The sequence below is a fragment of the Sphingomonas degradans genome (assembly GCF_053502645.1).
The window spans coordinates 914,505-927,278 of sequence record NZ_CP177172.1; the positions used below are offsets into that span (position 1 = coordinate 914,505).

Below are 12,774 nucleotides of genomic sequence, written 5' to 3' on the forward strand. Positions count from 1 at the left end.
TCGACACACGGTAAATAATCATCCGGGAGAGAATGCCTTGACGCCCGAAACCTGTTCCATCGTGGCGTCGCGCCGTCGCTTCCTGGGTGGTGCCGCCAGCGGCGCGCTGGTCGCGGGATCGCGCGCGATCGCGCCCGGCGTGGCGATGGCCGCACCGCTCCCGTCGGCGGCGGCGCCCGCGACGTTGCAGCCCTTCGACCTGGCCGATGTCACGCTGGACGACGGGCCGTTCCTGCATGCGCAGCGCAAGACCGAGGCCTATCTACTGCGCCTCGACCCCGACCGGATGCTGCACAATTTCCGCGTCAATGCGGGGCTGAAGCCCAAGGCGCCGGTGTATGGCGGGTGGGAGTCCGAGGCGATCTGGGCCGACATCAACTGCCATGGCCATACGCTGGGCCATTATCTGTCGGCCTGTGCGCTGGCCTATCGCTCTACGGGCAACGCGCAGTACCGGCAGCGGATCGACCATATCGCGGCCGAGCTTGCCGCGTGCCAGGATGCGGCGGGCACGGGCCTTGTCTGCGCGTTTCCCAAGGGGGCGGCGCTGGTCGCGGCGCACCTGCGCGGCGAGCCGATCACGGGCGTGCCATGGTACACGCTGCACAAGGTCTATGCCGGCCTGCGCGATGCGGCGCTGCTGGCCGACAGTGCGCAGTCGCGCGCGGTGCTGCTGCGCTTCGCCGACTGGGCCGTTGTCGCCACCCGGCCGCTGAGCGACGCGCAGTTCGAGAAAATGCTCGAGACCGAGCATGGCGGCATGAACGAAGTGTTTGCCGACCTGTATTTCATGACCGGCAATGCCGAGTATCGCGCGCTGGCCGAGCGGTTTTCGCACAAGGCGCTGCTGGACCCGCTGGCCAGGGGGCGCGACCATCTGGACGGGCTGCACGCCAACACCCAGGTGCCCAAAGTCGTCGGGTTCCAGCGGGTGTTCGAGGCGACGGGCGATGCGCGCTATCGCGATGCCGCCGCGTTCTTCTGGCGCACCGTGGCGCTGACCCGGTCCTTCGCGACCGGCGGGCACGGCGACAACGAGCATTTCTTTGCCATGGCGGATTTCGCCCGCCACGTTTTCTCCGCCAAGGGATCGGAGACGTGCTGCCAGCACAACATGCTCAAGCTGACCCGCGCGCTGTTCCTCCAGGACCCGCAGGCCGGCTATGCCGATTATTACGAGCGCACGCTGTATAACGGCATCCTTGCGTCGCAGGATCCCGACAGCGGCATGGCGACGTATTTCCAGGGCGCGCGGCCGGGGTACATGAAGCTGTACCACACGCCCGAGGATTCCTTCTGGTGCTGCACCGGCACGGGGATGGAAAACCATGTGAAGTACCGGGATTCGATCTACTTCCACGACGCGGATGCGCTGTACGTGAACCTGTTCGTCCCCTCGTCCGTGCGGTGGAAGCAGAAGGGCGCGGTGGTGCGGCAGGTGACGTATTTCCCCGAGACGCCGACCACGACGCTGCACTGGTCGTCGCCAAAGCCGACACAGGCCAGCCTGAAGCTGCGGCATCCCCGGTGGAGCCGCACCGCCACCGTGCTGGTCAACGGGAAGGAAGCGGCGCGCTCCGCCGATCCGGGCAGCTATGTCACGGTCGCGCGCAGCTGGCGCGAGGGGGATAGCGTCGAACTGCGGCTGGCGATGGAAGTGGCGGTGGAGGCCGCCCCGGCGGCGCCCGACATCGTCGCGTTCACCTATGGCCCGCTCGTGCTCGCCGGAGCGCTGGGCTGGGAGGGGCTGGCGCCCGGCGCCGATATCGTCGTGAACGAGCGGAAATATGGTGCGTATAACGACACGCCCTTCGCCGTACCGCGGCTGTCCGGGGATGCCGATACGATCGCGCGCACGATCCTGCCCGGCAGCGCGCCGCTGGAGTTCACCGTTCCGGCGCAACCCGCGCCGGTGCGGCTGATTCCGTACCACCGCGTGGCGCACGAACGCTATGCCACCTATTGGCCGCTGTCGCCCGTTCAGGCGTAGGGCGGCGCGATCAGCCGCCGCGCGTTCCGCGCCGGTTTCGCCCCTTGGTCAGCGGATCGGGCTTGGGGGGCGGTTTCCAGCCGGGCGGCGGGGCCATGCGTTGCTGGCTGGTGCCGAGCCCCATCGCGCCGGGTTGCTGGCGGGTCAGGCCCGACAAATCGGCATGCTCCGCCTCGCTGGCGGTGGCGCCGCCGCGCATCAGGCTGATCTGGTCGCGATACCGCTTCGCCCCCTCGAAATCGAGCGCGGCGGCGGCTGCCTCCATTTTCTCCCGGAGCGTGTCGATCGAGTCGGTCATGCGGCGTAAACGCATGACGGCGGATTCGGCCCCCGCTGCGGCCGATCGGCGACCGGCGGGGCCGGTGCGCCGGGGAATGCCGCTTCTGCGCGCGCCGTGCGGGAAAAACCATGCATCCGATGCGGCGTTCGCGCATTAGGTTCTGTAGATGCTCGTTATCCTGCTTATCTCCCTTGTCGGTTCGCTGATCCTGCCCCTGGTTGCGCGCGTGATCGGGCGCGGGGCGGGGTTCGTCATGGCGCTGTTGCCCGCCGGGTTGCTGGCGGCGTTCGTGTCGATGGCCCCGGTGGTCGAGCGCGGCTGGGTGATGGGCGAGGGGGTGCGCTGGGCGCCGGCGATCGGGCTGGACCTGACGTTCCGGCTCGACGGCTTCTCGTTCCTGTTCTGCCTGCTGGTGACGAGCATCGGGGCGTTGGTCGTCATCTATGCGGGCGGCTATCTCACCGGCAAGCCGCGCGCCGAGCGCAGCCGGTTCTTCACGCTGATCCTGTTGTTCCAGACCGCGATGCTGGGCACCGTGCTGGCGGAAAACCTGCTGGTGCTGCTGCTGTTCTGGGAAGCGACGAGCATCCTGTCGTTCCTGCTCGTGGGCTTCGACAGCCGCAGCGCCCGCGCGCGCCGGGCCGCGCTGATGGCGTTTCAGGTCACGGCCTTTGGCGGGCTGATGCTGTTGGCGGCCGTGCTGATGATCGGCCATGTCGCCGGCACCTATTCGATGGCCGAGGCGGTGCGGCAGGCGGATGTCATCGCCGCCAGCCCGTGGGGCGGCCCGATCGTGGCGTGCATCCTGATCGCGGCCTTCACCAAATCGGCGCAGTTCCCGTTCCATTTCTGGCTGCCCAACGCGATGCAGGCGCCGACGCCCGCCTCCGCCTATCTCCATTCGGCGACGATGGTGAAGCTGGGCATCTATCTGCTCGCCCGGTTCGAGCCGGTGTTCGCCGCGACCAGCTGGGGCCGGGGCGTAGTGGTGACGGTGGCGTGCCTGACCATGCTGGTCGCAGCCTTGCAGGCGCTGCGGGCGGAGAATTTCAAGTCGGCGCTCGCCTATTCCACGATCGCGTCGCTGGGCATCCTGACGCTGCTGGTCGGGCTGGATGGGCCGGCGGCGACGGTGGCAATGGTCGGGTTCCTGCTGGCCCATGCGCTGTACAAGGCGGCGCTGTTCTTTTGCGCGGGCGTGGTGCTGCACACTACCGGGCAACAGGATCTGCGGTCGCTGGGCGGGCTGGCCCGGATGCTGCCGATGACGGCGCTCGCCTGTGTCGGCGCCAGCCTGTCGATGGCGGGCATCCCGCCCTTTATCGGGTTCATCTCGAAGGAATTTCTGTTCGAGGCACAGATCGAGAGCAGCTGGCAGCTCGCGCCGATGGCGATCGCGGTGATCGTCAACGCGGCCATGGTCGGCGTGGCGGGCGTGGTGACGCTGCGCCCGTTCTTCCTGGGCAAGCGCAGGCGCGGGGCGATCCGCCGGCCCGAGACCTTCTCGCTGGTGATGCCGCCGTTGCTGCTGGCGGTGGCCGGGCTGGTCATCAGCCTGGACCCGGAATGGATCACGCGTGTCGCGCTGCGCCCGGCGGTGGCGGCAGTCTATGGCCAGGCCGTCGAGGTCGACATCTCCGTCTGGCACGGCGTGACGCCGATGCTGCTGCTCAGCATCGCGGTGGTCAGCATCGGTGCGATGATCGTCGTGTTCTGGCGCCCGATCCATGCCCGGCTGCGCGGCGCCGATCGGCTGGACCGGTTCGCGCTGGAACGCGTGTGGGAAGGCGGCCAGCGCGGGCTGGTGGCCGGATCGCGCGTGGTGACGGCGTGGGTGCAGCATGGGGACCTGCGCCGTTATCTGCTGGCGGTGGTCGGCGGAATGGCGCTGTTGATCGCATGGTCGGTGGTCGCGTCGGGGGCCGTGCCCCGGTTGCCGGCGCTGGGCGAGATGCGGATCGCGCCGGCACTGGTCGCGCTGATGGGGCTGGGCGGCGCCATCGCGGCGACGCGGGCGACGTCGCTGCTCGCGGCGATGATCGCGACCGGGCTGACGGGTTTCGCCGTGGCGCTCACGTTCCTGATGAACGGCGCGCCCGACCTCGCGCTGACGCAGTTCGCCGTCGAGGCGCTGCTGGTTGTGCTGCTGACCGCGCTGCTGCTCGCGGTGCCGCTGGCGAGCCCCGTGACGCGATCGCGCGCGATGCGGACCGGCGACGGGATCGTCGCGGGGGCCATTGCGCTGCTGCTCGCCGTCGCCCTGCTCGACATGGCCGCAGGCGCGCACAGTTCCGCTGCCGCCGCCTTTTTCGCGCGGATGAGCTATGTCGCGGCGCAGGGGCATAATGTCGTCAACGTCATCCTCGTCGATTTCCGCGCGGTCGATACGCTGGGCGAGACGATGGTCATCGCCATGGCGGCGGTGCTGGCACGCGCATTGTTGAAGAACCGGGGCGGCGCCGCACCCGAAAGCGTGGCGCAGCCGGTGCATTTCTCGCTGCAGGCGGCGGGCCGCTGGCTCGCCTGGATATTGGTCGCAGCGTCGCTGGTGATCCTGTGGCGCGGGCATGATGCGCCGGGGGGCGGCTTTGTCGGCGGGCTGGTCGCGGCGCTTGGCGTAGCGCTGCTGTCGCTTGCCTATGGCGTCGACCGGGCGGAGCGGGCGCTGCGCGTCGATCCGATGCTGCTGGTCGGGATCGGCATGGCGCTGGCGCTGGTGAGCGGGGTGCCGGGCATGGTCTCCGGCGGGGCGTATATGACGCATATCTGGGGGCAGCCGCTGGGCTGGCTGCCCAAGCTGGGTACGACCATGGTGTTCGACCTGGGCGTGTATCTGGTGGTGGTGGGCGCCGTGGTGGTGTTCCTGTTCGGACTGCAGCGGGAGGCGGCGCGATGACGATCCTCTATGCCCTGGTGGGCGCAGGCATCGTGGGGTGCGCGCTGTTCATGATCCTGTCGCGCAATCTGGTGCGGATGCTGCTGGGGCTGTCGCTGCTCGCCACCGGTGCCAATCTGCTGCTGTTCCTTGCCGGGCGCATCGGCAGCGCGCAGCCGCCGATCATCCGCGATGGCGCGACCACGCTGGAAAATTCCGCCGATGCAGTGACGCAGGCGCTGATCCTGACGGCCATCGTCATCGGCTTTGCGCTGACGGTGGTGCTGGGCGTCATCGTGCTGCGTGCCTGGCGCTCACAGGGCAGCGTCGATGCCCGCGCGGTCGATGCCGCCGAAACACTGGGGCCCGCACAGACGCAGGACGCTGCCGATGGGTGATGGCCTCCTCCTGATCGCGCCGGTGCTGGTGCCGTTCATCGCCGCCGCGCTCGCGCTGGTGCTGCGCCGGCGCCCCGCCATGGCGTCTGCCATCGGGGTGTTGGCGAGCGGGCTGCTCGTGCTGCTGTCGGCGCTGTTGCTCGCGCGGGTACAGGCGGATGCGCGGGTGCCGCTGTCGGTGTTCGGCGGCTGGCCGCAGGGGTTCGGGATCAGCTTTTCGGCATCGCCGCTGGGCGCGGTGCTGGTGTTGACGACGGCATGGGTCAGCCTTGCCGCGTCGCTCTATGCGCTGAGCGATATCGGGCCGCGCCGCCGCCGTGCGGGCTATGATGCGCTGGTGCTGGCGATGCTGGGCGCCGTAAACGGCGCGTTCCTGACCGACGATCTGTTCAACCTCTATGTCTGGTTCGAGCTCGCGCTGCTCGCTGCGCTGGGGCTTTTGACGATCGACCGGCGCCCGGCCCAGATCGACGGGGCGATCCGCTATGCGAGCTTCGCGATGGTCGCGGCGACCTTTATCCTGATCGGTGTGGTCATGGTCTATGGCATCACCGGCACGCTCGATATCCGCACGGCGGGAATGATGCTTGCCGACCGCCCGCCCAGTGTCGCATCCGCCGCAGCGGCGGCGCTGCTGTTCGGCGGCCTGGCGCTCAAGGCCGGGCTTGCCCCGTTCCACCTGTGGCTGCCCGCATCGTACCACACCGCGCCGACCACGGTGGCGGCGGTGTTTGCCGGTCTGCTGACCAAGATGGGCTTCTTCGCGCTGCTGCTGGTGGCGGTGGTGATGTTCGGCGTGGGGCGCGGGGCGCTGGGTGCGGCACAACTTGTGCCACTCTTCGGAGGCGTGGCGGCGGCGACGATGCTGTTGTGCGTCGCGGGCGCGCTGGCGCAGACCGACATGCGGCGCATCCTGGCCTATCACGTCATCGCGCAGGTGGGGTATATGATGGCCGGCCTCTCGCTGGGCACCCGCGAGGGCGTGGCGACCGCGATATTCTATATGGTGCATTCGATGATCGTGCAGGCGAACCTGTTCCTGGGCGCAGGGCTGATCCGTCGCGCGTCGGGAAGCTGGGACCTCACCCGCACCGGCGGGATGGTGCGGCACCATCCGCTGTTCGCGCTGCTGTTTGCAGTGCCGGTGCTGTCGCTGGCGGGCATCCCGCCCTTTTCGGGCTTCTGGGCAAAGCTGTTCGTGATCCGGGCCAGCCTGGATGCGGGGATGGCATGGCTGGGCGGAGTGGCGCTGCTGGTCGGGTTCATGACGATCATCTCGATGTCGACCTTCTGGTCGAACGCCTGCTGGAAGGATTCGCGGGCCGCGCGCTCGCGGGCGCTGCCCAGAAGCGGGCTGGCGGCGATGGCGATGCTGTCTGCAGCCACGCTTGCCATCGGGCTGATGCCGCAGGGGCTGTGGTCGATCGCCGAGCTTTCGGCGCTGATCCTGGAGAAGCGCGGATGAGGCCGCTTCTTCGCCTTCGCGCGGCGATTGTGCTGATCGCGATCTTCCTGTGGGACGTGGTGTTCGCATCGCTCACGGTGGCGCGGATCGTGTTGTCGCCGCGCATCCGCACGCGTCCCGCGATCGTCGTCGTGCCGGTTTCGGTGCGGCAGCCCTGGGCGGTGGCGCTGTTCGCCTATTTCACCTCGCTGACCCCCGGCTCCACCTGTCTGCACGTCTCGGAGGACCGGACCCGGCTGTACCTCCACCTGCTCGACACGGCGGACGCAGAGGCCTCTGCGGCGCGGTTCAAGCGGTTGTACGAGCGCTGGATATTGGAGCTGGAGGCATGAGCGCGATGGCGACGCTGTACGGCGTGCTGGGCCTGGTGCTCGCGCTCGCGCTGATCCTGGCCGGGTGGCGGCTGGTGCGCGGCCCCAGCTTTGCCGACCGCTTCATCGCGTTCGACATGCTGACGGCGATCGCGGTCGGGTTTGCGGCGCTGACGGCGGCGAGCACGGGGCGGGGGGCGTTCCTCGACATCGCGCTGGGCATCGCGCTGATCAACTTCGTCGCGACACTGGCGTTCGCGGCCTTCCTCGAGCGCAAGCGGAGAGCGCCATGACCGTGGTTGCGATGGTGCTGTTGGCCGCCGGTGCGCTGTTCCTGTTGACGGCGGCGATCGGGGTGATCCGGCTGCGCGATCCGTTGCAGCAGATGCACAGCGCAACCAAGGCCGGCACGCTCGGCACGGCGCTGCTCATCCTGGGCTGCTTGCTCTCGGGCGTGGGCGACGGCACCGCATCCGGGCTCCTGGCGATCCTGTTCCTGCTGATCACGCTGCCGCTCGGTGCCCAGGTGCTGGGCCGGGCGAGCTATATTTCCGGAACCCGGCTGGAGGGACTGCGCGAGGACCCGCTTGCCGAGGAACTGGAGCGCGCGGATAACCCCATACATTAGGGTGCCTATTCGCGGGAACCGAACCGCTCCACATCGCTTAACCCTGTAAGCGCTACGGGAGCATGCCATGACCGACGAGCCAGAGACGGCCGAATATCACAGCGCCACGGGGGGCTGGGGTTCGCTACGCGGGATGGTGGAAACCGCGCTGCGCGAGCGGCCGACCCCGGGGGCGCTCGCCACGTTGGCCAGCCAGAACAAGACGGGCGGTTTCATGTGCACCAGCTGCGCCTGGGGCAAGCCGAAGCATCCGCATGCGTTCGAATTCTGTGAGAACGGGGCCAAGGCGACGCTGTGGGAACTGACCAGCCGGCGCTGCACGCCCGAGTTTTTCGCAGCGCACAGCGTCACCGAACTGCGCGGCTGGAGCGACCATGACCTGGAACAGCAGGGGCGGCTGACGCATCCGATGCGCTATGACGCGGCGAGCGACCGCTATGTCCCGTGCGACTGGAGCGAGGCGTTTGCCGGCATCGGCGCCGCGCTGAAGGCGATCGATCCCAAGTCGGCGGTCTTCTATGCCTCTGGCCGCGCCAGTCTGGAGACCACCTATCTCTATGCGCTGTTCGCCCGCCTCTATGGCCACAACAACCTGCCCGACAGCTCCAACATGTGCCATGAGACCACGTCGGTCACGCTGAACAAGCTGATCGGATCGCCCGTGGGCACCTGTGTCCTCGACGATTTCGAGCATTGCGATGCGATCTTCTTCTTCGGGCAGAACACCGGCACCAACAGCCCCCGCTTCCTGCATCCGTTGCAAGAGGCAGTGAAGCGCGGCTGCAAGGTCGTGACGTTCAACCCGATCCGGGAAAAGGGGCTGATCGAGTTCATCAACCCCCAGAGCCCGACCCAGATGCTGACCGGTAGCGGCACGCCGATCAGTTGCCAGTATCTGCAAGTGCGCGCGGGCGGCGACATCGCCGCGATCATGGGGCTGTGCAAGGTCGTGTTCGCCGAGGATGCGGCGCGCGGCGGCACGCTGATCGACCGCGCGTTCATCGCCGAGCATTGTACCGGCTTCGAGGCGTTCCAGGCGCGGGCCGATGCGACCAGCTGGGAGCGGATCGAGCAGGAATCGGGCCTTAGCCGCGCGGACCTGGAAGAAGCGGGCCGGGTCTATGTGGCGGCGGAGCGCGTCATCGGCGTCTATGGCATGGGGCTGACCCAGCATGTCCATGGCTTCGAGAACATCGCCATGCTGCTCAATCTCCTGCTGATGCGCGGCAATATTGGCCGGGAAGGCGCCGGCATCTGCCCGGTGCGGGGCCATTCCAACGTGCAGGGCCAGCGCACCGTGGGCATGTCCGAAAAGCCCGAGCTGGTACCGCTGGACAAGCTGGCCGAACAGTTCGGCTTCGATCTGCCGCGCGACAAGGGCATGACCACGGTGGACGTGTGCGAAGGCGTACTGGACGGCAGCGTGCAGGCGTTCATCGGGCTGGGCGGCAATTTCCTGCGCGCGATCCCCGACCAGGGGCGCGTCGAGCCCGCCTGGGATCGGATGCAGCTGACCGTACAGATCGCCACCAAGCTGAACCGCGGGCATTTGTTCAATGGCAAGGCCGCCTATCTGCTCCCCTGTCTGGGGCGCAGCGAAGAGGACATGCAGGCCGGCGGCCCGCAGACCGTTACCATCGAGGACAGTTTCAGCCATATCCACGGCTCGCTGGGCCATCGCACCCCGGCCAGCCCGCGCCTGAAATCCGAGCTGGCGATCGTCGCGGGGATGGCGATGGCGACGCTGCCGCCCAATCCCAAGGTACGGTGGGAGGAATGGACCGGCGACTATGCGCTGGTGCGCGACCTGATCGCCGAGACCTATTCCGAGCAGTTTCACGACATGAACGCGCGGATGTTCGAGCCCGGCGGCTTCTATCGCGGCAACACCGCGCGCGAGCGGGTGTGGAAGACCGAAAGCGGCAAGGCGGCGTTCACGGCGCCGGAGATGCTGGCAGCCACCGATGTCGCCGATGCCGAAGGGCGGTATCGGCTGGTCACCACCCGATCGAACGACCAGTTCAACACGACGATCTACGGCTATAGCGACCGGCTGCGCGGGATCGAGGGCAAGCGGGATGTGGTGCTCATCAGCCCGAACGACATGGCGCGCGCCGGGCTTGTGGCGGGGCAGCGCGTGGCGCTGGTCGGCGATGCGGACGACGGCCATGCCCGGCGGATCGCAGGGCTCGAGATCGTCCCCTTCGACCTGCCCGACGGCACGATCGTCGGCTATTATCCCGAACTCAACCCGCTGATCCCGATCCAGCACCATGACCGCGCCTCCAAGACCCCTGCGAGCAAGGCGGTGCCGGTGCGGATTGAGGTGGGCTGATGGCGGGGGAGGCGACCGAAGACCCTGTCGGCGAAGCGATTGCGGAAGGCGCCCCGGCGCTGCTGGCGGGCAAGGCCGAGCAGCCCTGGGTAAGAATGCTCGTGCTGGCGGTTCTGGCTGGCGCATTCATTGCCTTCGGCGCCGTCGCGGCGCTGGTGGCACAGGCATCCATGGGCGACGGCGGCGCGGTGCGGCTGCTGTCGGGAGTGGCCTTTTCGGTCGGCCTGATGATGGTGATGATCGTGGGTGCGCAACTGTTCACCGGCAATACGATGCTGGTGCTGCCGGTGGCTACCGGTGCCCTGGCGCCGGGGCGCATGGTCGCGGCATGGACGGTGGTCTGGTTGGGCAACCTCTTGGGCGCGGTCGCCATCGCTGCGCTGTTCTCGGCCAGCGGGGGACTGGGGCACGGCGTGGGCGACGCGGCGATCGCATTGGCCGATGGCAAGCTGGCCAAGGCGCCGGCGGCGGTGTTCTGCTCGGGCATCCTTGCCAACATGCTCGTCTGCCTGGCGGTATGGATGTCGATGGCGGCGCGCAGCGTTGCGGCGAAGGTGCTTGCCATCGTCGGCCCGGTGACGATCTTCGTCGCGGCGGGGCTGGAGCATTCGGTCGCGAACATGTCGATCCTCCCGCTGGGGTGGTTTGCTTCGGGGGCGCTGGACCTGTCCGGCATGGCGGTGAACCTGGTGTTCAGCACGCTGGGCAATATCGTCGGCGGCGCGGCGCTGGCGCTGGGGATTGCCTATGGCCATGACGCGCTGACCCGCGCGCGTCCGCAATGATGGATAGCGTCGCGAGCTATTGCGGCGTCCCGCCCGTGCCGGAGGGCTGGATGCTGCGCTGGAATTTCGATCCGGTGCTGCTGCTGGGCCTTGTGGTGTGTGCCGCCCTCGCCTGGCGATCGGCGAATCCGCGCCTTGCGCTGGGCGGGGTGGGGGTGCTTGCCATCCTGTTCGTCTCGCCGCTGTGTGCGCTGAGCGTCGCCTTGTTCTCGGCGCGGGCAGTGCATCATATCCTGCTGGTCGCGGTCGCCGCGCCGCTGCTCGCGCTGGCGTTTCCGGCGCGTCGGGCGGGTTCGCTCGGGCTTGCGCTGCTGGCGGCGACGCTGACGCTGTGGGCGTGGCACGTGCCGGCGCTGTACGACCGCGCGCTGGCGCAGACGGGGCTCTACTGGCTGATGCAGGGCAGCCTGTTGGCGACGGCGATCTGGATGTGGCGCGCATTGCTGGCGGCGCCCCCCGTGCCGGCGATGCTGGCCGCGATCTTTGCGATGGCGCAGATGGGGATGCTGGGCGCGTTGCTGACCTTCGCGCCCGAGGCGCTGTATCGCGCGCATGCCGGCACGACGCTGGCCTGGGGGCTGGGCCCGCTGGCGGACCAGCAGTTGGCCGGCCTTATCATGTGGGTTCCGGGTGTCGTCCCCTATGCGGCCATCGTCGCGCTGATCGGACGGCGCGTATGGGCGCGGGCGGCGATGGCGGCATGATCGCGGCGGTCAAGCTGTTCCACATCGCTGCGCTGTCGATCTGGTGCGCGGGGCTGATCGCGCTGCCGCTGCTCCTCGCCAAGCACGAGGCGGGGGATGAGCAGGAGGACTATGCCCGGCTGCGCATGCTGACGCACCTTGCCTATGTCCGGGTGGTGACGCCCGCCGCCGTCATCGCGATCACGCTGGGCAGCGCGCTTGTTTTCCTGCGCGGCGTGTTCGTGCCGTGGATGTTCGCCAAGCTGGTGGTGGTAGGCGTGCTGGTGCTGCTCCACGCCTGGATCGGCCATGTCACCGTCACCATCGGCGAAAGGCGCGGCGGCTATACGCCCCGGCGGGCGTGGCCGTTCGTCGCGCTCGCGCTGGCGGCGATGCTGGTCATCCTGGTGCTGGTGCTCGGCAAGCCGGTGCTGGGCGACGGGCTCGCGCCCGGCTGGCTGGTCGCGCCGCGCGGTCAGCCCTTGCCGGTGGACGAGGTGCCGATGTGATAATCGAACACCAGTTTCCCGCCATGCCAGCCGGTCACCGCCACGAAGGCCGCGGAAAAGGCGGACAGCAACAGCCCCCAGGGCAGGACCGCCTGTTCATAGCCGGAGGCCAGGCGATAGCCCCAGTTCCCGCCCAGGATGGACAGCAGCATCACCGCGATAATGAAATGCGTCCAGCTTGCCGCACGCGCCCGGATGCCCGGCACCAGCAGCAGCTCGACCGTGCCCGACAGCCCGGCGAGCAGCCCGAACAGAAACGCCGTGCCGCTGGCCCACAGCGCCGCGCGCGCCCAGAATATTTCGCCGGTCCACCAGTAAAACCCGTCCGCGCCCAGCGTGCACATCGTGAGTGCGATCGGAAACGCGACCAGCATGGCGTGGATCGGGTGCCCGGCGATTGCGATCTGCGATTCGGTCCGGTGGAACTGGGGCGCCGCCGAAATCGGGTCGACCAGCGTGCCGGTGTCCTTGGTTCCATCATCCATTCCAACATCTTGCACCGAAGCATGGCCGCG

The 12,774-nt window shown here is 68.4% G+C and carries 13 protein-coding genes; 11 read left to right on the plus strand and 2 right to left on the minus strand.

The window, feature by feature from the left end:
* Positions 1-145 precede the first annotated feature (145 nt).
* On the plus strand, positions 146-1,990 hold the full coding sequence (locus ACG3SL_RS04250; RefSeq protein WP_448665065.1) for a beta-L-arabinofuranosidase domain-containing protein: 1,845 nt from the start codon (positions 146-148) through the stop codon (positions 1,988-1,990).
* Between the two features lie 10 nt (positions 1,991-2,000).
* Here ACG3SL_RS04250 and ACG3SL_RS04255 read toward each other — a convergent pair whose 3' ends face one another.
* Positions 2,001-2,288 carry a UvrB/UvrC motif-containing protein gene (locus ACG3SL_RS04255; protein ID WP_448663898.1) on the minus strand — a complete coding sequence of 96 codons (288 nt, stop codon included), beginning with the start codon at positions 2,286-2,288 and terminating at the stop codon, positions 2,001-2,003.
* A 148-nt stretch (positions 2,289-2,436) separates the two neighbouring features.
* Here ACG3SL_RS04255 and mbhE point away from each other — a divergent pair, with 148 nt between their 5' ends.
* The 10 genes from mbhE to ACG3SL_RS04305 all read left to right on the plus strand — a co-directional run bounded on the left by mbhE (position 2,437) and on the right by ACG3SL_RS04305 (position 12,259).
* Entirely contained in the window at positions 2,437-5,166 is a 2,730-nt protein-coding gene (gene mbhE / locus ACG3SL_RS04260) for a hydrogen gas-evolving membrane-bound hydrogenase subunit E (protein WP_448663899.1), read from the plus strand.
* Positions 5,163-5,543 (plus strand): sodium:proton antiporter, encoded by a 381-nt coding sequence (locus tag ACG3SL_RS04265; protein ID WP_448663900.1) that lies wholly within the window; start codon positions 5,163-5,165, stop codon positions 5,541-5,543. The genes mbhE and ACG3SL_RS04265 overlap by 4 nt, the downstream gene beginning before the upstream one ends.
* Positions 5,536-7,008, plus strand: coding sequence for a proton-conducting transporter transmembrane domain-containing protein (locus ACG3SL_RS04270; RefSeq protein WP_448663901.1), 1,473 nt, complete (start codon positions 5,536-5,538; stop codon positions 7,006-7,008). The genes ACG3SL_RS04265 and ACG3SL_RS04270 overlap by 8 nt, the downstream gene beginning before the upstream one ends.
* The gene (locus ACG3SL_RS04275; protein WP_448663902.1) at positions 7,005-7,340 is read left to right on the plus strand and encodes a Na+/H+ antiporter subunit E; all 336 of its coding nucleotides are present in this window, start codon (positions 7,005-7,007) and stop codon (positions 7,338-7,340) included. The genes ACG3SL_RS04270 and ACG3SL_RS04275 overlap by 4 nt, the downstream gene beginning before the upstream one ends.
* Positions 7,337-7,612, plus strand: coding sequence for a monovalent cation/H+ antiporter complex subunit F (locus tag ACG3SL_RS04280; protein WP_448663903.1), 276 nt, complete (start codon positions 7,337-7,339; stop codon positions 7,610-7,612). Before ACG3SL_RS04275 ends, ACG3SL_RS04280 begins: the two co-directional genes overlap by 4 nt.
* Positions 7,609-7,947 carry a monovalent cation/H(+) antiporter subunit G gene (gene mnhG, locus ACG3SL_RS04285; RefSeq protein ID WP_448663904.1) on the plus strand — a complete coding sequence of 113 codons (339 nt, stop codon included), beginning with the start codon at positions 7,609-7,611 and terminating at the stop codon, positions 7,945-7,947. The genes ACG3SL_RS04280 and mnhG overlap by 4 nt, the downstream gene beginning before the upstream one ends.
* Before the next feature lie 67 nt (positions 7,948-8,014).
* Positions 8,015-10,282: an FdhF/YdeP family oxidoreductase gene (locus ACG3SL_RS04290; RefSeq protein ID WP_448663905.1), complete on the plus strand. Its 2,268-nt coding sequence runs from the start codon at positions 8,015-8,017 to the stop codon at positions 10,280-10,282.
* Positions 10,282-11,067, plus strand: coding sequence for a formate/nitrite transporter family protein (locus tag ACG3SL_RS04295; RefSeq protein WP_448663906.1), 786 nt, complete (start codon positions 10,282-10,284; stop codon positions 11,065-11,067). The genes ACG3SL_RS04290 and ACG3SL_RS04295 overlap by 1 nt, the downstream gene beginning before the upstream one ends.
* Positions 11,064-11,771: a cytochrome c oxidase assembly protein gene (locus ACG3SL_RS04300; protein WP_448663907.1), complete on the plus strand. Its 708-nt coding sequence runs from the start codon at positions 11,064-11,066 to the stop codon at positions 11,769-11,771. Before ACG3SL_RS04295 ends, ACG3SL_RS04300 begins: the two co-directional genes overlap by 4 nt.
* On the plus strand, positions 11,744-12,259 hold the full coding sequence (locus tag ACG3SL_RS04305) for a CopD family protein (protein WP_448663908.1): 516 nt from the start codon (positions 11,744-11,746) through the stop codon (positions 12,257-12,259). The genes ACG3SL_RS04300 and ACG3SL_RS04305 overlap by 28 nt, the downstream gene beginning before the upstream one ends.
* Here ACG3SL_RS04305 and ACG3SL_RS04310 read toward each other — a convergent pair.
* Positions 12,226-12,744, minus strand: coding sequence for a DUF2231 domain-containing protein (locus ACG3SL_RS04310; protein ID WP_448663909.1), 519 nt, complete (start codon positions 12,742-12,744; stop codon positions 12,226-12,228). The genes ACG3SL_RS04305 and ACG3SL_RS04310 overlap by 34 nt on opposite strands.
* Positions 12,745-12,774: the final 30 nt, after the last annotated feature.

What these genes read in the sequence shown, in the direction of transcription:
- ACG3SL_RS04250 (WP_448665065.1), top strand. Translation starts at nt 146, where the DNA reads ATGGCCGCACCGCTCCCGTCGGCGGCGGCGCCCGCGACGTTGCAGCCC.
- ACG3SL_RS04255 (WP_448663898.1), bottom strand. Translation starts at nt 2,288, where the DNA reads ATGACCGACTCGATCGACACGCTCCGGGAGAAAATGGAGGCAGCCGCC.
- mbhE (WP_448663899.1), top strand. Translation starts at nt 2,437, where the DNA reads ATGCTCGTTATCCTGCTTATCTCCCTTGTCGGTTCGCTGATCCTGCCC.
- ACG3SL_RS04265 (WP_448663900.1), top strand. Translation starts at nt 5,163, where the DNA reads ATGACGATCCTCTATGCCCTGGTGGGCGCAGGCATCGTGGGGTGCGCG.
- ACG3SL_RS04270 (WP_448663901.1), top strand. Translation starts at nt 5,536, where the DNA reads ATGGGTGATGGCCTCCTCCTGATCGCGCCGGTGCTGGTGCCGTTCATC.
- ACG3SL_RS04275 (WP_448663902.1), top strand. Translation starts at nt 7,005, where the DNA reads ATGAGGCCGCTTCTTCGCCTTCGCGCGGCGATTGTGCTGATCGCGATC.
- ACG3SL_RS04280 (WP_448663903.1), top strand. Translation starts at nt 7,337, where the DNA reads ATGAGCGCGATGGCGACGCTGTACGGCGTGCTGGGCCTGGTGCTCGCG.
- mnhG (WP_448663904.1), top strand. Translation starts at nt 7,609, where the DNA reads ATGACCGTGGTTGCGATGGTGCTGTTGGCCGCCGGTGCGCTGTTCCTG.
- ACG3SL_RS04290 (WP_448663905.1), top strand. Translation starts at nt 8,015, where the DNA reads ATGACCGACGAGCCAGAGACGGCCGAATATCACAGCGCCACGGGGGGC.
- ACG3SL_RS04295 (WP_448663906.1), top strand. Translation starts at nt 10,282, where the DNA reads ATGGCGGGGGAGGCGACCGAAGACCCTGTCGGCGAAGCGATTGCGGAA.
- ACG3SL_RS04300 (WP_448663907.1), top strand. Translation starts at nt 11,064, where the DNA reads ATGATGGATAGCGTCGCGAGCTATTGCGGCGTCCCGCCCGTGCCGGAG.
- ACG3SL_RS04305 (WP_448663908.1), top strand. Translation starts at nt 11,744, where the DNA reads ATGGGCGCGGGCGGCGATGGCGGCATGATCGCGGCGGTCAAGCTGTTC.
- ACG3SL_RS04310 (WP_448663909.1), bottom strand. Translation starts at nt 12,744, where the DNA reads ATGGATGATGGAACCAAGGACACCGGCACGCTGGTCGACCCGATTTCG.